General features: G+C 70.6%; 24 protein-coding genes and 2 pseudogenes. 13 read left to right on the top strand and 13 right to left on the bottom strand.

Going from position 1 to position 25,098, the window contains the following annotated elements; translation table 11 throughout:
* Positions 1 to 612 precede the first annotated feature (612 nt).
* Positions 613 to 1,638: an SGNH/GDSL hydrolase family protein gene (locus tag ACIPPS_RS08910; protein WP_401428615.1), complete on the top strand. Its 1,026-nt coding sequence runs from the start codon at positions 613 to 615 to the stop codon at positions 1,636 to 1,638.
* A 143-nt stretch (positions 1,639 to 1,781) separates the two neighbouring features.
* On the opposite strand, the pseudogene ACIPPS_RS08905 reads toward ACIPPS_RS08910, so the two are convergent.
* Both ACIPPS_RS08905 and ACIPPS_RS08900 read right to left on the bottom strand, forming a co-directional pair.
* Positions 1,782 to 2,114 (bottom strand): annotated as a pseudogene (locus ACIPPS_RS08905) (leucine zipper domain-containing protein); the annotation flags it as partial.
* A gap of 60 nt (positions 2,115 to 2,174) precedes the next feature.
* Entirely contained in the window at positions 2,175 to 2,432 is a 258-nt protein-coding gene (locus tag ACIPPS_RS08900; RefSeq protein ID WP_401428613.1) for a hypothetical protein, read from the bottom strand.
* Between the two features lie 216 nt (positions 2,433 to 2,648).
* Between ACIPPS_RS08900 and ACIPPS_RS08895 the strand changes: the two genes are divergently transcribed.
* Both ACIPPS_RS08895 and ACIPPS_RS08890 read left to right on the top strand, forming a co-directional pair.
* Positions 2,649 to 3,533 (top strand): NAD(P)/FAD-dependent oxidoreductase, encoded by an 885-nt coding sequence (locus ACIPPS_RS08895; protein ID WP_401428611.1) that lies wholly within the window; start codon positions 2,649 to 2,651, stop codon positions 3,531 to 3,533.
* 689 nt (positions 3,534 to 4,222) lie between these two features.
* Positions 4,223 to 4,522 carry a hypothetical protein gene (locus tag ACIPPS_RS08890; RefSeq protein WP_401428609.1) on the top strand — a complete coding sequence of 100 codons (300 nt, stop codon included), beginning with the start codon at positions 4,223 to 4,225 and terminating at the stop codon, positions 4,520 to 4,522.
* Positions 4,523 to 4,893: 371 nt separating this feature from the next.
* On the opposite strand, the gene ACIPPS_RS08885 is transcribed toward ACIPPS_RS08890, so the two are convergent.
* Positions 4,894 to 5,157 (bottom strand): hypothetical protein, encoded by a 264-nt coding sequence (locus ACIPPS_RS08885; RefSeq protein WP_401428607.1) that lies wholly within the window; start codon positions 5,155 to 5,157, stop codon positions 4,894 to 4,896.
* A 917-nt stretch (positions 5,158 to 6,074) separates the two neighbouring features.
* On the opposite strand from ACIPPS_RS08885, the gene ACIPPS_RS08880 reads away from it, so the two are divergent.
* Complete coding sequence (locus tag ACIPPS_RS08880) at positions 6,075 to 6,437, top strand: hypothetical protein (protein WP_401428605.1); 363 nt, start codon at positions 6,075 to 6,077, stop codon at positions 6,435 to 6,437.
* A pseudogene (locus tag ACIPPS_RS08875) lies at positions 6,434 to 7,092 on the top strand (nucleotidyl transferase AbiEii/AbiGii toxin family protein). Before ACIPPS_RS08880 ends, ACIPPS_RS08875 begins: the two are co-directional and overlap by 4 nt.
* Positions 7,093 to 7,507: 415 nt before the next feature.
* On the opposite strand, the gene ACIPPS_RS08870 reads toward ACIPPS_RS08875, so the two are convergent.
* The 5 genes from ACIPPS_RS08870 to ACIPPS_RS08850 form a co-directional block, all read right to left on the bottom strand.
* A complete protein-coding gene (locus ACIPPS_RS08870) occupies positions 7,508 to 8,200 on the bottom strand; it encodes a hypothetical protein (RefSeq protein ID WP_401428603.1) in 693 nt (230 codons plus the stop codon).
* On the bottom strand, positions 8,197 to 10,413 hold the full coding sequence (locus tag ACIPPS_RS08865; protein WP_401428600.1) for a hypothetical protein: 2,217 nt from the start codon (positions 10,411 to 10,413) through the stop codon (positions 8,197 to 8,199). The genes ACIPPS_RS08870 and ACIPPS_RS08865 overlap by 4 nt, the downstream gene beginning before the upstream one ends.
* 50 nt (positions 10,414 to 10,463) lie before the next feature.
* Positions 10,464 to 11,267, bottom strand: a complete 804-nt coding sequence (locus ACIPPS_RS08860; RefSeq protein ID WP_401428598.1) for a hypothetical protein — start codon at positions 11,265 to 11,267, stop codon at positions 10,464 to 10,466.
* A gap of 105 nt (positions 11,268 to 11,372) precedes the next feature.
* Positions 11,373 to 12,017: a Crp/Fnr family transcriptional regulator gene (locus tag ACIPPS_RS08855; protein WP_401428596.1), complete on the bottom strand. Its 645-nt coding sequence runs from the start codon at positions 12,015 to 12,017 to the stop codon at positions 11,373 to 11,375.
* 57 nt (positions 12,018 to 12,074) lie between these two features.
* Positions 12,075 to 12,593, bottom strand: coding sequence for a hypothetical protein (locus tag ACIPPS_RS08850; protein WP_401428594.1), 519 nt, complete (start codon positions 12,591 to 12,593; stop codon positions 12,075 to 12,077).
* Between the two features lie 622 nt (positions 12,594 to 13,215).
* On the opposite strand from ACIPPS_RS08850, the gene panD reads away from it, so the two are divergent.
* From panD to ACIPPS_RS08830, 4 genes are all read left to right on the top strand, one after another.
* The gene (panD, locus tag ACIPPS_RS08845) at positions 13,216 to 13,644 is read left to right on the top strand and encodes an aspartate 1-decarboxylase (protein WP_401428592.1); all 429 of its coding nucleotides are present in this window, start codon (positions 13,216 to 13,218) and stop codon (positions 13,642 to 13,644) included.
* Between the two features lie 51 nt (positions 13,645 to 13,695).
* Positions 13,696 to 14,040 (top strand): GNAT family N-acetyltransferase, encoded by a 345-nt coding sequence (locus tag ACIPPS_RS08840; RefSeq protein WP_401428590.1) that lies wholly within the window; start codon positions 13,696 to 13,698, stop codon positions 14,038 to 14,040.
* Complete coding sequence (locus ACIPPS_RS08835; protein WP_401428588.1) at positions 14,037 to 14,678, top strand: arylsulfatase; 642 nt, start codon at positions 14,037 to 14,039, stop codon at positions 14,676 to 14,678. Before ACIPPS_RS08840 ends, ACIPPS_RS08835 begins: the two co-directional genes overlap by 4 nt.
* A gap of 409 nt (positions 14,679 to 15,087) precedes the next feature.
* A complete protein-coding gene (locus tag ACIPPS_RS08830) occupies positions 15,088 to 16,428 on the top strand; it encodes a transglycosylase family protein (protein ID WP_401428585.1) in 1,341 nt (446 codons plus the stop codon).
* Here the strand turns inward: ACIPPS_RS08830 and ACIPPS_RS08825 are convergent.
* Positions 16,309 to 17,421: a DMT family transporter gene (locus ACIPPS_RS08825; RefSeq protein WP_401428582.1), complete on the bottom strand. Its 1,113-nt coding sequence runs from the start codon at positions 17,419 to 17,421 to the stop codon at positions 16,309 to 16,311. The two genes, ACIPPS_RS08830 and ACIPPS_RS08825, sit on opposite strands and share 120 nt — an antisense overlap.
* A gap of 325 nt (positions 17,422 to 17,746) precedes the next feature.
* On the opposite strand from ACIPPS_RS08825, the gene ACIPPS_RS08820 reads away from it, so the two are divergent.
* From ACIPPS_RS08820 to ACIPPS_RS08810, 3 genes are all read left to right on the top strand, one after another.
* Positions 17,747 to 18,481 carry a (2Fe-2S)-binding protein gene (locus tag ACIPPS_RS08820; RefSeq protein WP_401428580.1) on the top strand — a complete coding sequence of 245 codons (735 nt, stop codon included), beginning with the start codon at positions 17,747 to 17,749 and terminating at the stop codon, positions 18,479 to 18,481.
* 63 nt (positions 18,482 to 18,544) lie between these two features.
* The gene (locus ACIPPS_RS08815; protein WP_401428578.1) at positions 18,545 to 20,020 is read left to right on the top strand and encodes an SDR family NAD(P)-dependent oxidoreductase; all 1,476 of its coding nucleotides are present in this window, start codon (positions 18,545 to 18,547) and stop codon (positions 20,018 to 20,020) included.
* 270 nt (positions 20,021 to 20,290) lie between these two features.
* On the top strand, positions 20,291 to 20,461 hold the full coding sequence (locus ACIPPS_RS08810; protein WP_401428576.1) for a hypothetical protein: 171 nt from the start codon (positions 20,291 to 20,293) through the stop codon (positions 20,459 to 20,461).
* Positions 20,462 to 20,491: 30 nt separating this feature from the next.
* Here the strand turns inward: ACIPPS_RS08810 and ACIPPS_RS08805 are convergent, their stop codons facing one another.
* The 4 genes from ACIPPS_RS08805 to ACIPPS_RS08790 form a co-directional block, all read right to left on the bottom strand.
* Complete coding sequence (locus ACIPPS_RS08805; RefSeq protein WP_401428573.1) at positions 20,492 to 21,949, bottom strand: lipase maturation factor family protein; 1,458 nt, start codon at positions 21,947 to 21,949, stop codon at positions 20,492 to 20,494.
* Between the two features lie 40 nt (positions 21,950 to 21,989).
* Entirely contained in the window at positions 21,990 to 22,154 is a 165-nt protein-coding gene (locus ACIPPS_RS08800) for a hypothetical protein (protein ID WP_401428571.1), read from the bottom strand.
* Positions 22,155 to 22,223: 69 nt separating this feature from the next.
* On the bottom strand, positions 22,224 to 22,802 hold the full coding sequence (locus tag ACIPPS_RS08795; RefSeq protein ID WP_401428569.1) for a DUF1990 family protein: 579 nt from the start codon (positions 22,800 to 22,802) through the stop codon (positions 22,224 to 22,226).
* Positions 22,790 to 23,677, bottom strand: coding sequence for a YndJ family protein (locus ACIPPS_RS08790; protein WP_401428567.1), 888 nt, complete (start codon positions 23,675 to 23,677; stop codon positions 22,790 to 22,792). The genes ACIPPS_RS08795 and ACIPPS_RS08790 overlap by 13 nt, the downstream gene beginning before the upstream one ends.
* 172 nt (positions 23,678 to 23,849) lie before the next feature.
* Between ACIPPS_RS08790 and ACIPPS_RS08785 the strand changes: the two genes are divergently transcribed.
* The gene (locus tag ACIPPS_RS08785; RefSeq protein ID WP_401428565.1) at positions 23,850 to 25,058 is read left to right on the top strand and encodes a DUF6777 domain-containing protein; all 1,209 of its coding nucleotides are present in this window, start codon (positions 23,850 to 23,852) and stop codon (positions 25,056 to 25,058) included.
* Positions 25,059 to 25,098 lie beyond the last annotated feature (40 nt).

The following is a 25,098-nucleotide window of genomic DNA, read 5'->3' as shown; positions in this document are numbered from 1 at the left end:
GCCCCCCCCCGCCTAATAGCCCCCCCCCCCCCCCCGCCCCCCCCGCGCTCCCGCCCCCCCCCCCCCCCCCGGGCCTCCCCCGCCCCCAGGTCGACGACCTGGGACGTCGTTCGACGTCGACGGGGGATCGCGCCAACGGCCGGCGAGGGCGGGGCTTCTGCTGGTGTGTGAGCAGCAGGCTCTGCACGCCGGAGGGGCGAGGCGGCCTGGGCCCGTCGCAGGCGGATTTCCGGCCGGTTCGAGACGCACAACCGCGTCGGGGCCTGTACGTATCTGCGATAGTCGCTCGCTTGTGCGAAAGGAGCGGCCGTGTGCCGACGCCCGTCGCCCCGCCGGCAGGCGGCCTCGCTGTCCGGCTCGCACCGCGGCCGCTCCCGCTCCCCCCGTTCGGGTTGTCAAGGCTCTCGATCTCGGCAGCCACTCCTCCTCGGATACCCCTGCTGAGCAGGCGAGATGAGCTGGCGTGAAGAGGCTGGCCAAGATCGCTCGGTTGCGCTTCACGGCCACTGGAGTATCACGCTCCGTTTATGACTGAATACGTGGCGTTACACGCCTCCCTCATTTCCCTTTTCGCGTGTATCCCGACGAAAGGGCACAGCCATGTCTTCGGCCATGCGTAAGACGACGACCACCCCCGGAGCGTGGCGGCTGGCCGCCACGGCCGTCGCGCTGGGCAGCTGCCTGGCGCTCGCCCTCCCTGCGGGAGCCGCCGGCGCGGTGCCCGCCGACCCGGTGCCGACCGTCTTCTTCGGCGACTCCTACACCGCCAACTTCGGCATCGCTCCCGTGAACAACCAGGACAGCGAGAGGGGCTGGTGCTTCCAGGCCGCGGAGAACTATCCCGCCACCACCAGCCGGCGCCTGGCGGACAAGGGCATCACGCTCGACGTCCAGTCGGACAGCTCCTGCGGAGCCGCACTCATCCAGCACTTCTGGGAGAAGCAGGAGCTGCCCTTCGGCGCAGGGACGCTCCCGGCGCAGCAGGACGCGCTCAAGGAGGACACCAAGCTGGTCGTGGGCGGTATGGGCGGCAACACGCTGGGCTTCACCAGCATCCTCAAGCAGTGCTCCGCCAAGCTCCGTGAGCACCCTCTGCTGCCCGGCGAGGCGGTAGACCCGGACGAGCCGGCAGGCGAGTGCAAGGACTTCTTCGCGTCGGAAGACGGAAAGGGATGGCTGGACGACCGGTTCCAGCAGGTCGAGTGGGATCTGGAGCAGATGCTCCTGCGTATGGGCTACTTCGCCCCGGAGGCCGAGCGTGTCCTGGTCGGCTACCCCAGGCTCGTGCCACAGGACACCACCCAGTGCCTGGCCCCGGCCCCCGGTCAGACGGAGCTGCCGTTCGCCGACATCCCCAAGGACGCGCTGCCGGTCCTGGACCAGGTGCAGAAGCGGCTGGACGACGTCATGAAGAAGGCCGCCGCGGATGATGGCGCCGACTTCGTGGACCTCTACGGCAGCACCGGGAGCAACACGGCGTGCGACGGTGCCAACCGGGGCATCGGCGGCCTGCTGGAGGTCTCCAAGCTCGACCTCTTCGGCCAGTCGATCCCGTGGTACGCACACCCCAACGAGAAGGGCCGGGACATCCAGGCCCAGCACGTGGCCGCCAAGATCGAAGAAGTCCTCAACCGCTGACCGACGACACGACCGCGTCCCCCCGGGTGAACGAAGCTCCAGGAAGCGCCACTTCGTCCTGGGGCTTCGAAGCCCGGTGGATTGCCTCAGCTGGCCCTCACCGCCGCGTGGTACGCCTGGCCGCACTCACCTCGGACAGCCCGCTCGCCCGGCCTGGCCCGCTCGTAGCGGCGGTTCGGCTCGCCGGGAACCGGTCGAGCCACGCCGGCCGGTTCATGCCGTGCCGGAGGAGGATCCGGTGCACGGTCGAGGCGGGAAGGCCCAGGATCGGGCCGATGCGGGCCGGGCCGAGCTTGCGCTCGGTCCGCAGCCGGCAGACCCAGGCCTCGACCGGCGGCGGCGGACCCACTTGTGGGCCGTGGGTCGGGATATACCCATCTCCGCCGCGACGTGTCCTGTCCGGTCGACCGGACAGGACACGTTCGACCAGGATCCGCCTGCCGTGAACGGTCAGCCCGGGCATGACGGTGGGACACGAAGCCTCCGTGTGCGGTGTGGAGCCTGGACGCCTACACCACACCGGAGGCTTCTGCTGGTCAGTGGCCGAGCGGCAGGGCGTCGGTGGCGTGGTCGATGACGTTGCCGACGGAGCAGTTGTTCTGGTGGTTTCCGGTCCAGTCGCTCAGGGCGGGTACGACGGCGAGTTCCTGGATGCACACGGCGGCGGCGCTGAAGTTCCAGTTGTTCGCGGCGTTGACCCCGCTGCCGAAGTTGCTGTCGTTGTCGGCGAAGGCGGGCGTGGCGGCGGAGAGGGCCGCGGCGGCCAGCAGGCCGCAGGTGATGATCTTTCGCATGGCCGGTGAACGTGTCCAGGTGCCCGCGGGTCACGGGGTGGTCCTTCGAACGGGTGCGAAGGCGGGCGCGCGTCGGACCCGCTGCGGGTCCGACGACGCGCCCGGTCGTCCGTCGTCGTGCTACTTGACGGTGATGTCGGCGAAGGCGAGGGCCATGGCCTCGGGGTCTTCGTCCTCGTCCTCGTGGAAGCTGGTGGCCGCCCATGCCCTGGTGAGGTGGAGGCGGCGGACTTCGGGGACGCGCTGGAGTGCCGGGAAACCGACCCCTCGGACATCCCCGGCTACCACCCGCTGGACAACGACCGTGCCCTGCGCGCCTGGTACCTGCCCGAAGAGGGCTTCATCGACGCCCGCGCCTGGCTCGCCACCCTGGACGCCGCCCTGGAGAACCTGGCGAACGTGATCCGCACACCAGCCGGCACCCTCACCGCACTGCCCGCCCACGGCTACCGTCTCGACACCCCTGCCGGTGCTTTCCGGGCCCCGCACGCGGTGGTGGCGGCCGGCACATGGACCACCCCGATCCTCCGAACCCTGGATCCGGACCTGCCCGTCGTACCGGTCCTGGCCGCAGCCGGCACCGCCCTCACCCTCGTAGGACGCCAGGTTCTTCCCGCCGTGAACCGGCCCATCACTCTGGACGGACACCCCGTCATCGGCCCCACGCCCAAGGAGGGCCTGTGGGTGGCATCCGGCACCCACCGCGACGGCCTGCACACCTCCCCGCTCATCGCCACCACTCTCGCCGACACCCTCCTTACCGGCGCCCACACCGCCGCGGCCCTGCCCGGGTCGTTCGCGGCGTTCACCCCGTGCCGTCCCCTGATCACCGACCTCACCCGCAAGGAAGCCACCGCCGAATCCGCCGCACACCATGCGGCGCTCGCGGCCGAAGCCCGGATGCGACCCGCGCTGACCGGAGCCTGGCCGCAGATGCTGGCCGATGCCTACACGGAGCTGATGGACCGTGCGTACGCCGCCATGCCCGACGGATATGTTCCACCGCCCGACCTCGCCCCCCTGGCGTACGAGGGCAGCGGGTCGGCCCTCGCCGAACTGGCCGCCGCCCACCTGGACCGCCACAGCGCCCACTTCGGATGAACCGGTGGTTCGCCGAGCCCCCGCAAAAGACCCAACCGAAGCCCCCCACTCCGCCCGGCCCCGTCGCGGCGTGGGTCAGGGTCAGCGTGTAGGTTCCCGGGGCCTCGGGCGGTTCATCGCTTTGCCCTGCTTGCTCTGCTGGTGTGGTGGAGGGCTACGGCTGCGTGTCGCCCGGGACGCGTTCGAGGATGTATGCGAAGTCCTCGGAACCCATGACCGGCTCGGCGAGGTCGTGGACGATGCCCTGTCCGAGCCGTCCGGGCTGGGCGGAGTGCCGGTGTGCGCCGGTGGATGACGGGTTGTGGAGTGTGCGTCGTGTCCACTCCTGGGGGTGACGTCCGCGGTGGGCGGATGCCTCCGGATTCGGTGTCCGTGGCGTGGCCGCGAAGGCCGATGATGCAGGTGGGAAGCCTGCAGGTCGTGTCCGCAGGGGTGCAAGATGCCTTCCCGCGCCAGGTGATGTCGCTTTCAGTCATTAAATGAAAGCGGAGTGTGATCGCCCCGGGCGTGGTGATGCTCTGCGTCGAGAAACACCCGCCCATCCCGGTTGCCGGGACGGGCTGGCGGGAGCGCCGCTTCGGCGCACCGAGCCCGCAAAAGGACGAAGAGCGGCACGGTCGACGTCCTCAGGGGCTCGGGAAGTGCTTGTCCCCGGACAGGCAGAAGGCTCGATGAAGGGGAGAAGAACCATGAGCATGACGCAGAGCGGCTCGCTGACCCTGCGCTCCGACCACCCCGTGGAGACCCGGGGCGGCAACACGTCCACCTTCACCCGGGTGGACTTCCCCACCCCTTTCCCCGATGAGACGGAGGTGGTGGTCCTGGCACAGGTGCAGACCTTCAACGGCCCCCACACGCCCGGCCTGCGGATCGCGGACGTGACCCCCCAGGGCTTCCTGATCCGCATGAACGAGGTCTACGCGACCGACGCCAAGAGCGACGGCACCCACGGCAACGAGACGGTCGGCTGGTTCGCCTCGACCGTCTGACGTTCGCGCACCATCCAGCCCTCGGCTGCCCTCCGGCCGAGGGCTGGATGGTGCTGTGAAGAGCTGTCGCCGGGCGGTCGGGCCCTGGGTTCCGGCCGCACCATCTGTACGAGCCGGCCGTCCGCGATCCGCCCGTACGAGGGCGGTGGACGGGGAAGCGGAGCTTGGGCGTCGGAAGCCGTTGTCTTTCCTTCCGTGGGCGAGGAGGCGCCCCCGGCCGTGGTGGCCGGTGAACGGCCTGCGCGGGTCGCCGGGGCGGTGCCGGGCGCGGTGGTTACCGCCCGGAGGGAAGGGCCCGCTCTCGACTCACTGGCGCCGGACTGCCCCACGACGATCGCCAGCAGGATCAGCCACGGCACGTTCTCGGGCCCTCAACCGGCGGAATGCCGAACCGGTGGGCCGGGCGTGGCGTCGTCGCGTGCGGCGTCGGAGTCGGCGCGCTGCCAGCGCGCGACCTCGGCCTCACCCCGGGTGATCCGCGCGGCCACGTGGCGCACGTCGGCCGCGTGGTACGTCGGTTCGCGGGTCAGGTCAGGGGAGGACGCAGCCGAGGTACGTACGCTGTTGGCTCGCGCCACGGCCCTGATGCCGCTCGGCCTGGTCTGTGGCCAGGTCTCCCGGACTTCGGCCTTCATCAGCCAGCCTTCCCCGTCCTCGAGGTCCTGCTCGTCCGCGAAGCGGAGCGATGCCGGTGCCCGTCAGGTCGGCACGTCGACGCGCGTCGTCAGTGTCCGCAGACTGTTCTCCCTCGTGGTTGACGGCTCATCAGGTACGTCGGCATGAGTCGCCGGGGTGTTCCCGGAGGATCGATTGAACAGGCGTTGGTGACGGCGCGAAAGCCCAGGTTGGAAGCCGCCACGTCCGACCGGAGCGATGTTCCTCACACACACCGGACGGGGGTGCCGGTGTAGGGTCGAGGCCGCCCTTGACCTGCAGAAAGCAGGCAGGGAGCCGTCTCAGAGGAGTCCAAAGTGCTGCGCACTCTGTTCAAGTCCAAGATCTAGCATTTGGGTTTTTTTGCAGGTCAGAGGCTTGATTATCCCGCTGAGGTCAGCAAACGGTCAGCATCGGGCGCGGGAGCGTCCCAGCTTGCTGACCAGGTGGCGGCCATGACAGGGATCTGGACACAGGTGCCTGGCTCCCGCTTGGGAGTTCGCTGCATGACTCGACAGCTCGTCTGCGGCGTGGGCCCGCCTTGAGCGAGTGGGCTGCGTTCGGTGCCGAAGCGGCGTGTGCGACGGCGCCATGTGCCGCGGCTTCGGCACCGTCGTCATTTCCGACACGGAGACCGAAGCCGCAGCCGACCCCACTGCGGCGGCCCTCCGCGTAACCTGCTGTGTCATGATCACCCGCGCCCGCGAGCGGGGCTGGTCCCGGGTCTGCAAGGCAGCCGGTTGCCGCGCCACCGGGGGGCCGGCGCGGGTAGGCGATGATGCGCTAAGCGCCCACTGGGTCGGATGTCCGAGGGAAGGGCGGGCGGCCGCCCGACGTATGGACGACAAGGGGCCCCGTAGCCGCCATGCCGCCGCCTCCCAGCAGCGATACTGGGTGCATGGACACGAGGATCACCGCGCCCCGCGCCGAGGTGCTGCGGGACCGCTACCGCAGCCGACTGCCCGAGCGACTGCAGGAGCTGGCCGGCCCCATCGAGGGCAACGTGGACTTGCCGCTCCACATCGTCTGGTCCGGGCGGACGAGCTACAGCCTGGACCGTCCGAAGTCCCGCATGACGCTCTACCGGACCGTCCTCGCCGAAGGACTGCGCGAGGACCTGGTGACCCTCCTGCACCACCGACTGCTCGCCGAGCAGTGGCCCGTGCTGCGGTGTTTGATCAGTCCCTACATCCGCGAGGTCTGGGAGGACGCCTTCCCCGAGCTGCTCCGCAGCGCTCCGGCCGACACGACCGCCGCGTGAAGCTCACTCCGCTCCACGAGCGTCTCCTCGCCGACATCCTCGACCTCGGCTCCCCCTACCCTCTGGTCCTCACCGGCGGATACGCCGTGCAGGCCCACGGCCTGGTCGAACGCTTCAGTCGTGACCTCGACGTCGCCACTGAGAACCCCGCTCCGATGCAGGAGATCGTCGCCTCACTCACAGCGGGCCTCAGCGCGCGCGGATGGCGGACCACGCACGTTCAGACCGATCCGCTCAGCGGCCGGTTTCTCGTCACCGATCCGGACACCGGCGAGGAGTGTGAGGTCGACGTCCTCAAGGAGGCGTTCTGGGCTCCGCCTGCCCAGACCCCCTACGGCCCCATTCTTTCCCTCGACGACGTGATCGGCACCAAGGTCCGTGCCCTCGCCGACCGCGGCACCGTCCGCGACCTCATCGACGTCCAGGCTGCCTCCCGCCACCGCTCCACCGCAGACCTCGAATCCCTGGGCCGCCGCCTGCCCCCGACGAGTTCAGCCTCGAAGACCTCCGGGACCGGCTGATCGGCGCGGACTGGTATGAGGATGAGGACTACACCGCGTACGGGCTCACCTCCCGGCAGATCGAAGAACTCAAGGCGTGGGCGCTGGAGTGGGCGGAGGATCTGGGCGCCCGGATCCACGACGAGAACGCCTGAGAGGCGGTCATCGCGTCCATCCCCTCTATCGCCGTTGCGACGAGAGGATGCGGTGTGGCCAGCAGGTCCCAACCCGGAGTCGTCCACGGTGGGTGACTGCCCTGCACGGCGTATGTGCAGGGCAGCCGAGCGATACCCGCAGTGGACTCACGGCGAAACCGGGCTGCGGTAATGGTCGAACAAACAGGTGCTTACGGAAGGCGGTACGTCTTCCCGTCCGGTTGCGCATGGCCTCCCTCGTCCTCGATGGGGAACTGGTGGCCGTGCAGCCGGTAGACCATCTCGTCTGGCGCAGCCAGCATCCGTGCCTGCCGCCAGGCTGCATCGAATGACAGGTGGCCGCCCGCTTCGCGTCGCAGGCGAAGCGCACGCCAGGAAGAGAGGGGGTCCAAAACGATGCGCCACAGAGCCAGGCTCATTCCGTGCGCCGCCCTTCCGTGGCACCGGGAGAAGGGACGGAAGCGTCGTCCGATGCGTCATCGCCCTTCAGCTTCTGAAGCGCATCGCACAGCGCGAGCATGGCCCGGTTCTGCAGCTCAATGTCGTTGAAGCCCTGGCCGACCATCTCCCACTGGTCGAGCATGGGCTGCCACCATTCGTCAGCCGCGACCATCCACCGCGCCAGGCGCTGCCATTCGGCAACCTGCTGAGCGCCCGGCCAATCGCCCTGCTGCTCGATCCGGTCCAGCACGAAAAGGTCGGGCTGCTCGTACAGGTTCGTGCGCAGGAACCGCAGCCGCCGTATCCGTGCCTCGTCTGCCTGCTGCTGAGCAAGGTCCTCCCGTGCGCTCTCCGAGAGCGCCAGTTGCACACGGGCAGCCAGACACCGGTACACGGCGGCGCGGGTGTGTTCCGGGGCGCCGAGTTCGGCGTTGATGGTGTCCTGCGCGGTGCGCACCTCGACGGCTGGGAAGAGCTGTGCGACCTCGCCGGCCCGCGCCAGGGTCCGGCTGAGTACGAGGTCTTCGAGATTGGGCCGGGCCCGTAGCGGGGGACGCCACTCGATCGTGAACGTGGCCTCGAAATGGATACCGGGGGTCGCGCAGCGGAGCATCCGTGGCTGGGTGCAGTGGATCGTACGGGCCCGGCGCTGCCAGAACCACTTCACGCTGGATCCCTGTTGAGCTGAATCACCGTGCGGACACGCGGGTCTACGAGACGGTCCCAGAAGTCGTTGGCGGCATTCGTGTCCCCGTCGACCGAGACGTGCTCCACTGCCTGCATCAGGCTCACGGAAGCCTTGAAGATCTTTTGGCCGCGTAGGACGGGGAGTAACCCGTCGCGGACGCGGGCGTAGGTGTCGGGGTCGGTTGCCGACTGCTTGATCCATGTGGTGAGGCGGTCGATGGCGTCCGGTGCCGTGTCGATGTTTCCCAACAGGTCCTGCAGTGCCCGGTTCACGTCCATTTCGGAAGGGACTTCATCGGACAGTAGCCACGGGGTGGTGGAGCCCGGTACGGACATCAGGGCCAGGAAGGCCGCGGTACCGGCCCCGCGGGACCGACCTGACTGTTGCCACGTGCGTACTTCGGTGATGAGCCGGGCCACCCCGGCGGGGTGCTGCGCCTGCTCCACGAAGGCTTTGAGGGCCTCAGTCCAAGCTGTTTCGTGCCCGCTGTTGGCGGCTCGCCGCAGGCGGACCATGGCCATCCTGGCGTGAGAAGAGGTGACATCGGCGGTGTTCAGGACCTGTCGGCAGACGGCCACCACGGTGGTTGCGCGTTCCTTGAGCGATGCCCAACCGTACAAAAGGCCCCATACCTGGCGGCCGATGTGCTCGTCCTGGATGGCCTGGATCAGGAGGGCGCTGAGGAGTTCCTTCTTCGCTGGGTAGGTCTGAGAGCCGAGTTGTACGAGGTGGTCGACGTTGCCGTGCCGCAGGGTCAGAGCGGCGATGGCATCCACGACGTGCTCGTTCGCCTCGCTGTCGTCCCCGGACGTGAGCCATTTCAGCAAGGGCTCACGCATGACCTCGTAGTTGTCCCAGACGTAGGTCAGGACGGCCCTGCCGTAGCCGGGCTGGTCGAAGACGACTTCGTCGTGGCTGCCAACTCCGGCGCCGGTGTCGACGACACGGCGGCGCAACCCGCGGCCGGCGAATGCTGCACTTGTCGTCGAGGCGAAGCCGCTTCCGCCGGCGGCGTCGGCGCAGATGATTTGCTGCAGGTCCCGGGCGGCCTTGGCCACTACGGGCAATGGAGCGGATTGGCGCACAGCGAGGGCCAGGAGAAGGCAGCGGTCCTCCAGCGGCAGCGACGTGTCCTTGCCTCCATGCACGGAGACGGCCTCTCCGAACAGCATGTCGAGTTTGTCCCGCCAGTCGGACAGGGCGGACGTGATCCGTTCAGCAAGCCCCGCGTCGAGCGCGGACCACGACGACGGCACGTCCATGGGGAGCGAGGAATCGGTCAGCCGTTCGTGTTCTCGCCATGCGAGCACGACCGAGTCCGCCGTGCGGACCGCTTCCACGGCGTCGAGACCGCTCAGCGAAGCCTTGGTCTTGTCGACGGAGTGAAGGTAGGCAATCAGACCGGGGGCCTTGCGAGCTCTCAGCCGGGCCTCCACGACACTCTGGGCTGGCGGCGGCTCGTTTAGGTGGACGATGTGAATGCCTGACTGGACCGGGACATAATGATCAGTCCACAGGTCCTTGGCCACGTTCAGGACGAGGTAGGAGTCCAGTTTCTCCAGAAGCCCCGCATGCTCTTCGAGCATGGTGAGGAAATCGGCCGAGATCCGGTCGTGTTCGGGGTCCTTGAGGTCGACCTGGTAGGCGCGGCGCTCCTCGGCGGGAAGTCGGCCCACTTTGGGTGTCTTCCAGTCCGCGTCCAGTTTCACGATGTCGGTGTCCTCATCCGTGTGCCGGGCGAGGAGGTGCAGGGCCAGGGTGGTCGATCCGTACGACCGCGGCGCGACAATGATCAGTACGTGCTTTCGCGGGTGTAACCCCGCCGGATCCAGAGCCTGCTGCCACGTCTCGGCCCATTGGCCTTCGCGGACGATCGGCTCCTGCTTGATCCGGTGACGAGGAAAAGTGGGGCCTTCGAGGATTCCCTGCTTGCGGGTCTCGTTGATGATCTTGTCGGCGTGGTTGACGAAGAACTCCGGACGGTTCACCGTGATCGGCGCCGGCCCGGTGTCCGGTACGGGGGGCACGACGAACGCTGCCGGGTCCGCCCGGCCGCCGCCAGCGGCCTCCGCGCCTTCAGTAGCGTTACTGCTTGGGCCCGTCGGCCACGAATCCTTGCCGTCCGCTCCCTTCAACGGAGGCTCGAGCTCGTCGGGAGGGCGGGGTGGAAAAAGGGGACGATCATCGGACATGCGTTTTCTGGTTCCTTTCGGCGCGGCACGGGTGCGAGGGCACGGGGCGGTCAGATCCGGCGCCGGTCGATGCGCATGGTTCCGACCTTGTTGATCACGGTGGTGTCGGTCATTTCGCCGTTGAACTGGAAGACGGCGCCGGGCGGGTTGTTCGGGCCGGCCGACGACGTCGGCGAAGTTGTTCCACCCCCACCTCCGAGCGGCTCCGGGTTGATGAGCGGGGCGAGGGCTCGCGGTGTCATCTGGGGTACGAATAGCCAGCACGGCTCCTCGAACGCCTTGCCGTGTACCCGCGCCATGGCGCGGAAGAAGTGTTCCTCGTCGAGGTCCGGCGTGCGTCCCGCACGGACGGTCCGCCGGAACGCCGCCTCTGAGACGACGGCGGCCAGAAAGCCGCCCCGGTGTTCCCTGGCCGCGGTGAGGCCCGCGCGCACCACCTGGCTGTCGAGCAGTCGGCACACCTCGTTTATGGCGTCGCCACGGTGGTCAGGCAGGGAGAGCGGTCCGACGTGCACAGCAGCACGCAATCGGATCGCCGGAGCGCTGGATAGCCGTTCACGGTCGTACCGGACGAGCGCTGTGTGCAGGTGCTCCAGCAGTGGGTCGACCAGCCTTGCGATGTCCTTGGCTGGCATGACAAAGATGGCGCCGTCACCGGTGTCCTTAAATGCACCGGTCCGGTCTCGGGGGTCCTGCAGTCCAACGTGGGCCAGCACATTGGTGAGGACGTCGTCCAAGTCCGAGCGGACCGGTGCCATCTTCGCTTCCGGGATCTGGCTATACCCCTGCATGTCCACGGCCAGGAGCGCCTGCTCCGGAGGGACATCGAGGGACGACGGCGGGGCAAGGGACATGCTGTCACCGACCTTTCGGTCACGACGGAGGGATTGAGTGCCCCATGCTGATCGGCCCCGACACGCCTTGGTGCCCACTACTGGGCACCATCCGGGTGCGGCCGGTCACATTGCGCTGCGGGCGTGGGTCGCGATCGATGTAATGTCGTGGATCAGCAGTCCACCGCCCGGATCCGTTTCCAACCAGCCCTCTTCCCGCCAGGGCTTGATCGCCGCACCGACTGCGTTGCGGGACGCACCGATCATCTGGGAGAGCTCTTCCTGAGTCAGTCGGACACTGACCGCCGGCCGATTCGTCGAAGCCGCATCCACGAGCCGGCTCAGGGCGCTGGCCAGGCGTACGGGAACACACGCGGTGGCGAGTTCGAGCCTGACGGCCTCGGACTCCCTGACCCGCGCGATCGCATGGCGCAGCAACGGATTGAGCAGGCCGTTGCTCTCGACGAAGGAAAGGAATTGGGGGGCCGGAATGAGGTGCACGCGGCAGGGTTCCGCGGCGATCACAGAAGCAGAGCGGGGCCGCGCATCCAGGACGGCCAGTTCGCCGAGCAGCTCACCGGGCCCGCGTACCGCGAGCAGGGCCCGTTCTCCGTTCGGCCCCGTCAGCGTCACGAGGGTCGAGCCCGAAGCCAGCAGGACCACATGGGTGCCGGGATCCCCCTGCCGCAGGAGGACGCTGCGGGCCGGGCGCACCCGCATAGGGGCGAGCTCACGCAACTGCGACCACAGACTCTTGCCGATCACTGCCATGTGCGACTGATACATATCCCCCCAAACGTAGGGACCAACCCACAGAGGGTGAGATTTTCAAGACATGAGGAAGGTGAGCAACAGGGCCAATCCGGCCACACTGATTGCGGCCACAGTGAGATCGACGGCCACCTTGATCGCCCGGAACTTTCGGCGCGCGAGGGTGATCAGAGCGGCCTCACGTTCCGGTAACTCGGTGCAGTTCACCGGGCGTCGCGGGCCGGATGCCGACGCGTGCCTGCTTCCGGTGCCTCCGCCGACGGAATCCTCACGCCAAACGAGCCCGTCGTCCTTCGGGAAGATGGGGCGCAGTGCCGTCAACGCTGATACCAGGGCTGCCCCGACCAGCGTGCCCACCAATGCCACAGCCACACTGAGCACGCGCGACGAGCTGACAGGTGTGGACAGCGCCGTCCCTGCCGTGATCGCAAGCAGTGCACCGGTGACTCCGCACAGCGCTGTCGCTTTTGTATCCGCACGCTGAACCTCGACGAACATCCTGTTTTCGCCACTCGGGGGAGCGTCAGTGGTTGTTGAGGCGGACAGCGGGACGTTCTGCGGCTCGGATCCTTCCACTGCCTTCTCCTTTTCGTTGCCTTGCGGCTCGGAGTAGCAGTCTGGGCAGGCAGTCGGAACGCAGCTGCCCAACAGGTGGTAGCCGCCGCGATCGATCGGTCACAGTCGGGAGCCAGGCTTGGTTTGAACCACAAGGCTGCCCAAATTGTGCGCTCCCCAGCGAGGCGGCGGGTCGTGTCAGTGAATCACGGCTTTCAGCTCGGGTCGGGGTAACTCGTAGTCGCGGCCAGGTGCCTGTGGAGCATCAGCCAGTCATTGGGTCCACTCAACCGCCTATTGTTTGGGACCGGGTGAAGCCCCGGGATGCCAGGTGCGTTGAACGACTTCCAGGCCGATGTGGAGGGTGGCTCCGTGCCGTACGAAGTGCGTACCTGGCACATCGTCAGGTAAGTCAGCATCTGGTCAGCAGCAGTTCACGCACCTTACGAGACGACTGTTCAGACAGGTGCGTGGTCGGCGATGGTGCAACAGCCTGTTCGCACGGAAGCGCAGGCAGGGAGCGCCCGACATGGAGTGAAGCGATGTTCCTCACAATCTTCGACTCAGGCGCGTGCCAGTTGTAGAGTGATACCGCCCTTGACCTGCAGAAAGCTGGCAGGGAGCCGTCTTCCAGGAGTCCAAAGTGCTGCGCACTCTGTTCAAGTCCAAGATCCACCGTGCCACCGTCACCCAGGCCGATCTGCACTACGTCGGGTCCGTCACCGTCGACGCCGCGTTGATGGAGGCGGCCGATCTGCTGCCCGGGGAGCTCGTGCACATCGTCGACATCGACAACGGGGCCCGGCTCGAGACGTACGTCATCGAGGGGGAGCGGGGCTCCGGGGTGATCGGGATCAATGGGGCCGCCGCTCACCTCGTGCACCCCGGGGACCTCGTCATTCTCATCAGTTACGCCCAGGTCGAGGACGCCGAGGCGCGCGCGTTCGTGCCTCGGGTCGTGCATGTGGACGCGGACAACCGGATCGTGGAGCTCGGGGAGGACACCTCCGCACCCGTGCCCGGGAGCGACACCCGGCGCAGCCCGCACGCCGTCGCCCCCGCGCGCGCCTGAGCGACGACCTGCCACCACCACCGACCGACCGTTTCCAGGGAGAGGTTCCGCATGGCCGAGCTCGAGATCCGCGACGACCGGGAGAAGGGGCGCCTGGAGGCGTTCGAGGACGGTCGGTACGTCGGTGTCGTCGTCTACTTCGTCCTCGACGCCGCGCCCCACGCCCACGTGGCCGTGCACACCGTCGTCGAGGAGGGCAACGAGGGCAAGGGCATCGCCGGGGCGCTCGTACGGGAGTTCTACGGCATCGCCGCCCGGGCGGGCGTCCCCGTCGTGCCTCTCTGCCCCTACGCCGCCAAGTGGGCAGAGAAGCACCCGGACGAGGCCCCCGTCCCCGACGAGGACGTGGTGCGCGCGGCCAAGCTCCAGCTCAAGGCGACGCCGGAACTCTGGTGACCCTCGCCCTCCTGCACACCTCCCCGGTCCATGTGCCCGTCTTCGACGGGCTCCGCGACCGCCACCACCCCGGTCTCGCCCTGCGGCACGTCGTCGCCGAGGAACTCCTCGTACGGGCACGGGCCGAGGGCCCGGAAGCCGTGGCCGGCGCCGTCGGTGACGTCCTCGCCGAGGCCGTCGCCGACGGCGCCGCCGCCGTGCTCTGCACCTGTTCCACCCTCGGCGGCGTCGTTGAACGCCACGCCGCCGAACTGCGCGTGCCCGTCCTCCGGGTCGACCGGCCGATGGCCGCCGAGGCCGTCCGCGCCGCGCGCGTGGTGGTGGTCGCGGCCGTCGAGTCCACCCTCGGACCCACCCTCGACCTGCTCCGGGACGAGTCGGGCGACCGGGCCCCGACCGTCACCACCCTGCTCGTGCCCGGCGCCTGGGACCGCTTCCTCGCCGCCGACCACGACGGCTACCTGGACGCCGTCGCGGCGACCGTGGACGGCGTCGACCGCACCGGCGGCGGTGTCGTCGTCCTGGCCCAGGCCTCCATGGCGGACGCCGCCGAACGGACCACGACCCCGCTGCCCGTCCTCTCCAGCCCGCGCCTCGGCCTCGCCGCCGCCGCGCGAGCGGTGCACGGCCACGGATGAATGGCCACGGCGGGCGTGGGCAGGCGCTCGGGGAGAGCCTGGAGCCGTACGCTCCCCCCGCCCGTCGAGGAGAGGTCCTACCCGTCATGACCCACCCGTTCCCCGACCCCGTGCCGCCCGGCCCGATCCCGGCGCCCGGACCGCCGCCCAACCCGCCGACGCCGGTGCCCGAACCCACTCCCGTACCGCCGCCCAACCCCGTACCGGAGCCGCCGGCGCCCGCGCCCCTGCCGGACCCCGAACCCCAGCCCCAGCCCGGGCCCGCAGGACCCTGAGCGCACCCTGCTCGGACCCTGACCGCCCCCCGGTTCGACCCCTGAACGACTCCTGAACCCTTGTCACGGCCTGTGACCTTCCCCTACCTTTAGCGACTGCTGATGCGTTCAGCGGACGCGCTCAAGGGGGGGCCATGGCCTTACGGGGACGACACCGCCGGTACCAGCCGAGCCGGATCAACCGTGCCTCGCTCACCGTCACGGCGAGCGGCGCGGGCATCGCGCTACCGCTGGTCGGTGCCGGGGCGGCCCAGGCGGCCTCCCTCGACGTCTGGGAGAAGGTCGCCGCCTGCGAGTCCTCCTCCAACTGGCGCATCAACACCGGTAACGGGTATTTCGGCGGGCTGCAGTTCAGCCAGTCCACCTGGGAGCAGTACGGCGGTACGCACTACGCGCCGCGCGCCGACCTCGCCTCCAAGGACCAGCAGATCGCCGTCGCGGAGAAGGTCCTCAAGGGGCAGGGCCCGCACGCCTGGCCCGCCTGCGCGCCGCGCGCCGGGCTCAGCCAGCCGGGGAGCACGGACGTCCGGACCGCCTCCCTGCCCCGTCAGCGCTCCGCCTCCACCACGCAGCCCCCGGCCGCCCGCGCGACACCGACCACCGTGCCGCAGCTCCGCGAGATGTACACGGTCACCCCGGGGGACTCGCTCTCCCGCATCGCCCGCGAGGAGCAGGTGAAGGGTGGCTGGCAGCGGCTGTACGAAGCGAACCGCACCGTCGTCGGCGACGACCCCGACCTCATCCACCCGGGCCAGAAGCTGACCCTCCGGATCACCGCCCCGAGCAGGACCGGCCCGGGGAAGGCCGGCCCGGGGAAGGCGGGCCCTGGCGCGACCTCTCCGGGCAGGGCTGGGTCGACCACGACGGCGCCCACGACGAAGCCCCCGGCCACGAAGCCCCCGGCCACCAAGGCCCCGTCGACCAAGGCCCCGTCGACCAAGGCCCCCGCCGTGAAGGCTCCGGCGACGAAGGCTCCGGCGACGAAGGCGCCCGCCACGAAGGCGAAGCCCGTCCCGAAGCCGGCCGTCCAGCCCGTCTCGAAGCCAGCCACCAGGCCCGAGACCCGGTCCGACAGCTTCTCCGCCCCCGTCTCCGCCTCCCTCGGCACCCGTTACCGCGTCTCCGGCTCCTCCTGGTCCAGCGGCTATCACACGGGCGTCGACTTCCCGGTCCCGACCGGTACGTCGGTGAAGGCCGTGGCCCCCGGCCGGATCGTCTCCGCCGGGTGGGGCGGGGCGTACGGCTACCAGATCGTCATCCGCCACGACGACGGCCGCTACAGCCAGTACGCACACCTCTCCGCGCTCACCGTGCGTGAGGGACAGCGGGTCAACGGCGGGCAACGCATCGCCCGTTCAGGATCGACCGGCAACAGCTCGGGACCGCACCTCCACTTCGAGGTGCGCACGGGTCCCGGGTACGGGTCCGACATCGACCCCCTCGCCTACCTGCGCGCCCGAGGCGTCTCGATCTGACCGGAACGCTCCCGGCCCGGACGTTCCCGGCCCCAACGCTCCGGGCCCGGACGTCCTCGGCCCGAACGCTCCCGGCCCGGACGTCTCCGGGCCGGACGTATCCCTGTCGGACATGACCGGGCCGCGCTTCTCTGATCGGGTCGCCCCGGCCGTCCCCGACGCCGACCGGTCCGTCAGCTGTTCCACCGTGAGCTGGACGATGCCGAGCGCCGCCACCGCGCCGCAGATCAGCGCCGCCACGGTGCCGGCCGCGCCGTAGCGGAAGGACTCGCCGAACAGCGTGAGGCCCACCGTCGCGGCCACCACCGGGTTGACGACCGTGACCGTCGCCAGCGGGGCCGCGAGCCCCGCACCCCGGTAGGAGGCCTGGGAGAGCAGCAGACCGGTCACCGCGAGCGCCGAGAGGACCAGCACGCTCGGCCACTGGGCGAACGGCGCGCTCGCCGTCCACTCCACCGCCACGGTCTTGGTGAAGACCGAGGCGATCCCGAAGGAGATGCCCGCCGCCGTCGCCAGCGCGACGCTGCGCAGCACCGAACGGCCCACCAGACGCGCCGTCGTGAAGAGCCCCGCCACCAGTCCGAACGTGCCGGCGGCGAGCAGCCAGCGCTGTGTCTCCCCCAGGGAGTGCGTATCGGCGCCGCCCGTCAGGCTGAGCAGCCCCGCGAGGCCCACCGTGGCCATCAGCGCGCCACGCCAGGCCGTACGGCCTGCCTTGCGGCCGACGAACAGGGCCGCCATGGGCAGCGCGAAGACGATGGTGAGGGCGCCCAGCGGCTGGACCAGACTGAGCGGACCGTAGGCGAGTGCGGCCACGTGCAGCGCCGCCCCGAGACCGTTGAGCAGCACGGACCCCCACCAGGCCGGGTTGCGCAGCGGTGCGTACGTCAGGCCGGCGGCGGAGGCCGCGACCCGCTCCTGCACGATCGCCGCGGCCGCGTAGGCGACCGCCGAGACCAGTGACAGGAGGACGGCCAGCAAGAGGGGGCTCATACCTACAACGATCTCTCTTCCGGGCGTTCACGTCGTCGTACCTGGGAACGCCTTCGGACGTACTGCCTTCGCAGTACGAGGCCGTGCCGTACGCCGGAGGATGTACGACCGCGCAGGTCAGCAGGGGTGCAAAGCGTCCTTTTCCGATATCCGGGCCGAAGCGGACCGCCGCGATGGGCGCCGGGAGGCGTCCTCGATCCGAGCCAGTCACCCCCGGCCCCGGGCCACATTGGCCCCTGCCCGAGCGGCCGACCGACCGCTACCGTGATCACCGAGCAGGACGGGAACGGACCGGAACAGACGGACGTGTGGGGAGGCTGTGGCGGTGGATCTCGCCGAGAGCGGGTCGGTGGGCGGCTTCTTCGCCCTGCGGACGGCCCCACCGGAGACGGGCGGCGCGCACCTCCCGCTCGCCCGCCTCTACACGCCGGCGGGCCCCCCGGCCCTTCCCGGCCTCGCCCCACTGACCGCACGCGTCGACCGGGTCGGGCAGCGCCTCGGCGCGCCCGAGCGGCGCGTGGCCGCCTCGATCGCGCACCTCGGGCTCGCGGCCCGGCTCTGGTCGATCGCGCTGGGCCCGGCCGCGCTGTTCGGCCGCTTCCCCGCGCTCGATCCGGCCGAGCTGTCCTGGGACGGCGCGCTGACCTCGCCCGACGACCTGTGGTGGGCGGGCACGGCCACCCGCCCCGCCACCGTCGGCGACCTCCGCGAGGCCGTCCAGAGCGCCCATCTCGTCCCCCTGCACGAGGCCTTCCGGCGCGACGGGCGGATCTCGCCCCGACTGCTCTGGGGGAACGCGGGCTCGGCCCTCGCCGGAGCGTCGCGTGAGCTCACCCGCTGGGCCCGCGCGCAGGACCGGCCCGAGGTCGCCGCCCGCGCCGGGGAGCTCGTCTCCGGGCTCTTCGCCCACCCCGACCTCGCCCGCACCGTCGAGGGCCCCGCCCTGCGCCGTACCAGCTGCTGCCTCTACTACCGCTGTCCGAGCGGGGGACTGTGCGGCGACTGTGTCTTCGACCACCCTCCCGCCACGGGTTTGGAGACACGGCCCCCGGCTCCGTAAAATCCCCCTTTTGGATGTGTGGGCGCGCGCGAGCGTACGAGTGATCGAGGAACGGCAGAGGCCATGACGGTGACCGAAGAAACCCAGGGGTACGGGCCGGGTATCGACCCCGATCGCCTGGCCGTCTGCCTGAGCGTGCTCGACGAGCTCGACGAGCTGGACGTCGACCACCCCGACGCGATCGCCGTCCGGCGCGCCACCGCCGGTGTCTACCGCACGGTGAAGCAGCGCCGCCGCCAGGAGCGCCGGGCCGCGAAGACCGCGAACGACAAGGCGGTCACCGAGTCGACCGCCACCGGCTCCGCCCAGCGGATCGACGACGAGACCGAGGGCCTCCTCCCCTCGTCGGTCACCGAGGAGGGCCGGATCGCCGGGATACTCCAGCGCCCCAGGTCCTGCTACGTCTGCAAGACGCGGTACGTCGAGGTCGACTACTTCTACCACCAGCTCTGCCAGCCCTGCGCCGCCGAGAACCGCTACCGGCGTGACATCCGCGCCGACCTCACCGGCAAGCGCGCGCTGCTCACCGGCGGCCGGGCCAAGATCGGCATGTACATCGCGCTGCGGCTGCTGCGCGACGGCGCGCACACCACGATCACCACCCGCTTCCCCAAGGACGCCATCCGTCGCTTCAAGGCCATGGAGGACTCGGCGGACTGGATGCACCGGCTGGAGGTCGTCGGCATCGACCTGCGCGACCCCGCGCAGGCGGTCGCCCTGGCCGAGCAGGTCGCCGAGGCCGGCCCGCTGGACATCCTGATCAACAACGCGACGCAGACCGTGCGCCGGCTGCCCTCCGCGTACGCCGCGCTGGTCGACGGCGAGAGCGCGCCGCTGCCCGCCGGGGAGCTGCCCGCGCACCACGTCATCGGAGCCTTCAACTCCGGCTCGGTCGACGGTCTGACCGCCCTGCCCGTCGGCGTGAGCGGACTGGACGCGCAGAAGGTCGCCGACCTCGCGCTGGTCGCGGGCAACGCCAGCGTCGAGCGCCACCGCGACGGCAGCGCCATCGACGCCGGCGGGCTCGTACCGGACGTCGTCGAGAGCAACACCTGGGTGCAGACGATCGACCAGATCTCCCCGGTGGAACTGCTCGAGACCCAGCTGTGCAACTACACCTCGCCGTTCATCCTGATCAGCGCGCTGCGGCCGGTGATGGCCGACGCCGCGAAGAAGGCGGCCAGCGGGCGGGCCTACATCGTCAACGTCTCCGCGATGGAGGGCGTCTTCGGCCGGGGCTACAAGGGCGCCGGGCACCCGAACACCAATGCCGCCAAGGCGGCGATGAACATGGTGACGCGGACCAGCGCCCAGGAGATGTTCCAGACCGACGGCATCCTCATGACCTCGGTCGACACCGGCTGGATCACCGACGAGCGTCCGCACTTCGACAAGCTGCGGCTGGCCGAGGAGGGCTTCCACGCCCCGCTCGACCTGGTCGACGGCGCCGCCCGCGTCTACGACCCGGTCGTGCGCGGCGAGGCGGGCGAGGACCTGTACGGCTGCTTCCTCAAGGACTACAAGCCCGGCAACTGGTAGTCGCACGGTCCACGAGCCCGGGCCACGCCCGCTCAAACAGCTCGGGTGTCCGAAATTCACTCGATCGCGTCACACTTCTGAGCCCCATAGAGCGCTTGGGCGCTCATTTGGTTAGTCTGATGTCCACGGTCGGCCACCAGGGTTTCACCAAACCCTCACGGCCGGCCCGGGGACTGGTCTGTCACCAAGGCCGCGGTCCCGCCCCCTGAACGGCGCCACCGCGACCGAACGGCCATGTCCACATAGGTACGCGACACAAGGGAGTGCGCGGTGACACCAGAACTGACGAAGCAGGAACAGCGACCGGCCGAACGTCCGGAGCGGCCCCACCGCCCGGGCGAGATCGGAAGCCTGGACGTGTGGGCCCACGCCGCACCCATCCGGCTCGCCGGCTACGAGGACGACCTCGCGGAGCCCCACATCCTGCCGGGTATCGACTGACATACCCCGTATCGACTGAGTCGTACCGCTTCACCCGTGCCCCCGGTCGCCGCCGCGTCCGGGGGCACGGGTGTGTCCAGGGGCCCCCAGGCCGACCGGCGGCAGATACTCCCGGACCAGCGTGCGATGCCACCACGCCCCCGTCTCCCGCAGCTCACGCCAGGTCGTGAACCGGTAGCGGTAGAGGCGGGCACGGACGAGGGCCGGTGGGGCGTCGGGGAAGGGGTTGTGGCGCAGCAGCCGCAGGGTGTCCCGGTCGCCGTCGAGCAGTCGCTCGACGAACGGCCCGAACCAGTCCCGGGCGTACGCGGGGGAGAGGGCCGCGAACCACATCAGCCAGTCGAGCCGCAGGTGGTAGGGGGCGAACTGGCGCGGCAGCCGCCTCGGATCGCCCGGTTTGCCCTTGAAGCCGTACTCCTTCCACACCGTGCCCGCGTGCGGCACCGGGTCGTCGGTTCCCTCGACCACGATCTCGTCCCGGATCCGGCCGACCGTGCCGAAGGCGCCGTACGAGTTGACCAGGTGGAGCGGGTCGTACGAGCGGTTCATCGCCTGGCGCCGCGAGAGCAGGTTGCGCACCGGCCGGTAGCTGCGGAACAGCACGAGGGCGGTCACGGCGACGACCACGACCACGAACCAGAGCGGCGGGTCGGGCTGCGGGTGCGCGCCGACGACGAGCGAGCCGTCCACGACGGAGAGCGCCAGGACGATCGTCAGCCAGTTCAGCCAGGCGAAGTTCCCCGAGAGCACCAGCCAGAGCTGGGTCGCCACCATCAGGCCGGCGGCCGCCGTCGCCACCGGCTGCGGGGTGAACAGCAGGACCGGGACCAGGAGCTGGACGACGTGGTTGGCCGCTACCTCGGCCCGGTGCAGCGGGCGCGGCAGGTGGTGGAAGAACCAGCTGAGCGGGCCCGGCATCGGCTGCGTCTCGTGGTGGAAGTCGAGGCAGGTCAGGTTCCGCCAGCACCGGTCGCCGCGAATCTTGATGAGGCCGGCGCCGAACTCGACGCGGAAGAGCAGCCAGCGCAGCAGCCAGAGGACCAGGACGGGGGGCGCGGTCTCGTCGTTGCCGAGGAAGACCGCGAGGAACCCCGCTTCCAGGAGCAGTGACTCCCAGCCGAACCCGTACCAGGTCTGGCCGACGTTGACGATCGACAGGTACAGCGCCCAGAGGACCGCCCAGCACGCCATGGAGACGGCGAGCGGTACCGCGTCCCCGGCGCCCGCCACCAGGGCGAGCGCGAGCGCGGCGCCGCTCCACGAGACAGCGGCGAACAGCCGGTCGGAGTAGTGCCAGTGGAAGAGGCTGGGGGCTCGGCGCGGCTCCACGCGGCGCAGATACTCCGGTACCGGGAGCATGCCGCGCTCGCCGATCAGGGCCCGGAACTGGAGCGCGGCCGAGAGGAAGGCCACGAGGTAGAGCCCGGCGAGCCCCCGCTGGAAGACGATCCGGCTCAGCCAGTAGTCCGGTGCGGTGAACCACTCCATCGCTGCCCGTTCCGGCCCGGGGGCTCAGGTCGCCCGGGGCTCAGCTCGGCTCGTCCTCGTCCGTCGCACGCCGGCCCTCCGCCTGGGACGGTGTGGTGCGGGTGGTCGCCGGGTGCCGATGATCGCGCTGCAGCGTGTCCATGTCCTCTTCGAGGCGCTCGCCCTCGGCCTGCGAGGGAGTGCTGTATTCGTCGTACTGGCTCACGTCCGTCTCCTGCCCTGGGGGCGCCCATGCCGGGGTGCATAGAGCTACAAAAGGAGCGTAACCCTGGCGTCAGCCCCCGACGACGCGGCTGAGCGTGCGGCCGAGGCGGCGTGCGTAGGCACGCTGGAGGGCGGGGACGAGGGGGCCGGCGAGGCGGGTGTACCAGGTGGCGGGACGGCTGAAGGCGGTGATGGTGAACCAGACCGAGCCGTCGCGGTGGAGATCGACGACGAACGACTCCTCGCCGCGCTCCGGGTGCCCGGCGCGGGTGCCGTAGGCGAAGCCGGTGCGGTCCCTCTCGTACGCCGTCCAGATCACCTCGCACGGGGCGGTGAAGCGGGCGGGGCCGAGGCCCATCGAGACCTCGACGAAGGCGCCGGGCTCGGCGCGGACGGCACTGCTGCGGACCCGGGCGCCCGAGGCGCGGTGCATCCGCCAGGTGGTGACGGCCGCCCCGGCGGCCTCGAAGGCGTCCCGGCCCCGGCCCACGCGGACCGTGTGGTGGAGATGGTGGTAGCCGCCGGGGAGGAAGTCGCGCGCCGTGGCGCCGACCTCGCGGTAGTTCAGGGCGGCGTGCGCAGGAGTGGTGGCGTGCGCAGGTGTGGCGGTGTGCGCGGGCGTGGCGAGGTCGCGGATCAGGCGGGCCATGGAGCGGTCTCCTTCGAGGGGGCGGTCGCCCGCAGGCGGCGCCAGGCGAGCAGGGAGCAGAGAGCGAAGCCGAGGGCGTTGCCCAGGCCGTGGGTCGCCGCCATCCAGGTCAGGCTCGGGTGGGGCAGTCCGGTCGCCTCGCCGAGCGCCCAGCTGAGGGCGAGCAGCATGGTCGCCACCAGCACGACGGCGGAGACGGCGAGCAGCGCGCGGGTCACGCGGTCCGGAGCGCCGGGTCGCAGATCGCGCCAGGTCGCCAGGGCGACGGCCCACATCCCGGCGGTGAGGACGACGGCCCCGGTGAGTTCGGCCCAGTCGTCGACGAAGTAGCCGGCCAGGACGAGCGCCGTCCCGAGCGGCACGCTGAGCGCGGCGAAGCGCGCGCCGGGCCCGTCGGACGTACGGCAGACCAGGCCGGCGACCAGGGCGGCGGCGAAGCCCGCGAAGTGGAAGTGGGGCACGGTGAGGGCGAGGATGCCGAGGTCGAAGCCGAGGAGCGGGTGGCCCGCGCGCTCCGCGACGAGGGCGAGGCCCGCCACGGACGGGGTCACCAGCGCGGTGAGGACGGCGACCTCGGCCGGGGCGAGCGGGTGCGGCGGAGGCCCCTCGGACGGACGCCGGCGGCGGAGCGCCGCGAGCCGTGCCGGGGCGCAGAGCGCCAGGGTGAGCGTGGCCAGCGCGTACACGGCGGCGAGCGAGGCCGCGACGGCGGAGCGCGGGAGCCAGAGCGCGACGGCGCCCGGCAGGGCGAGGAGCGGCCAGAGGCGGCGGAGGGGGCCCAGGGCGCGCGGCGGGGGCTCGTCGACGAGCCCCAGGCCGACCGGGACGACGACGAACATCCCCAGCATCACGACGACCGCGACGAGCACGGACATACGGCCCCCCTGATTGAACGTGTTCAAACGTGGCTGGCCCCGAGCGTAGAGCCTTCCTTGAACACGTTCAAGTCCTCCTCTCGCCCGGTCGGACCGGCCCGGCTTGCGGGTGGCCGCGCGGTGCGACAGACATGAAGGAATGTCTCGGGGTGGAAAGAGGCGGGAGAACCACGTGCGCTCACCCATACGCCGGTCACCACGGCCCCACGCCGCCGTACTCGCCGCCGGAGCGCTGGCCTCGGCGCTGTTCCTGGCGGGCTGCTCGTCGGGCGACACGGGCGGGGGCAACGGCGCGGACCGGGCCACCCCGGCCGGCCAGGAGGTGTTCCTCCAGCCGGTCGCCGAGCAGGGCCCCGACCCGTTCACCGCCTCCACGTCCCGGGCCGGCGAGCCGCCCGTTCCCACCCCCGCCCCGCCCGGAAGCCCCGCGCCCACCGCCACGGCGCAGACGGTCCGCGAGATCACCGGTTCCACCCCCGGCCTCTACGGCGGCACCCGCTCGGTCGCGAGCTGCGACGTCGAACAGCAGGTCGCGTTCCTCGCCGACGACCGGGACAAGGCCCGCGCCTTCGCCGAGGCGGCCGGCATCCCCGAGGCCGGTGTCCCCGACTGGCTGCGCGGCCTCACCCCCGTCGTCCTGCGCGCCGACACCCGCGTCACCAACCACGGCTACCGCGACGGCGCCCCCACCGCGTTCCAGTCCGTCCTCCAGGCCGGTACGGCCGTCCTCGTCGACCAGTACGGCACGCCCCGCGTCCGCTGCGCCTGCGGCAACCCGGTGCGCTCACCGGCCGCCGTCCGGACGGTCGTCCACAAGGGCCGGCCCTGGGGCGGCTACCACCCCGACCGCGTCGTGGTCATCAGGCCGACGGCCACGGTCGTCACCAGCCTGGTCATCGTCAACGTCGTCGACAACACCTGGATCGAGCGGAAGACCGGCACCGACGGCGAGCAGGACACCCGGCCGAGCGTGATCCCGCACTGCGAGCCCGCCGCGTGCGACCTCACCGGCACGCCGAAGCCCGTACCGTCCCCCTCGGTCACCGACGGCTCGCCCACCCCGGGCCGCTCCACCACACCCACCTCCCCGCCGCCCTCGTCGTCCGCCTGCCCGTCGCTGCCCCCGGCCTCCCCTTCGGAGGAGACGACCGGCACCCCCGGCACGGCCTCCCCGGACCCGGCCTCCCCGAGCCCGTCGATCCCGCCCGGCTGCCCGACCCCACCCCCGAACCGGAGCGAGCCGCCCGTTCCGCCCTCCCCGGAGCCCCCCGTCGAACCCGAGCCGGAGACCGAGCCGGCCCCCGAGTCGGAGCTGCCCCCCTTCGACGAGCTGTTCCCCAGCGACACGGCTCCGCGGCAGCCGGAGACCTTCGAGGGCTGATGCCCGTGCGAGGCACCGGGATGATCTCCACCGTGCGCAC

It is taken from the genome of Streptomyces sp. NPDC090127, from assembly GCF_044746945.1.
Lineage (GTDB): Bacteria > Actinomycetota > Actinomycetes > Streptomycetales > Streptomycetaceae > Streptomyces.
Note: the sequence above shows the minus strand (reverse complement) of the source record. Positions and strands in the feature narration are given on the sequence as shown.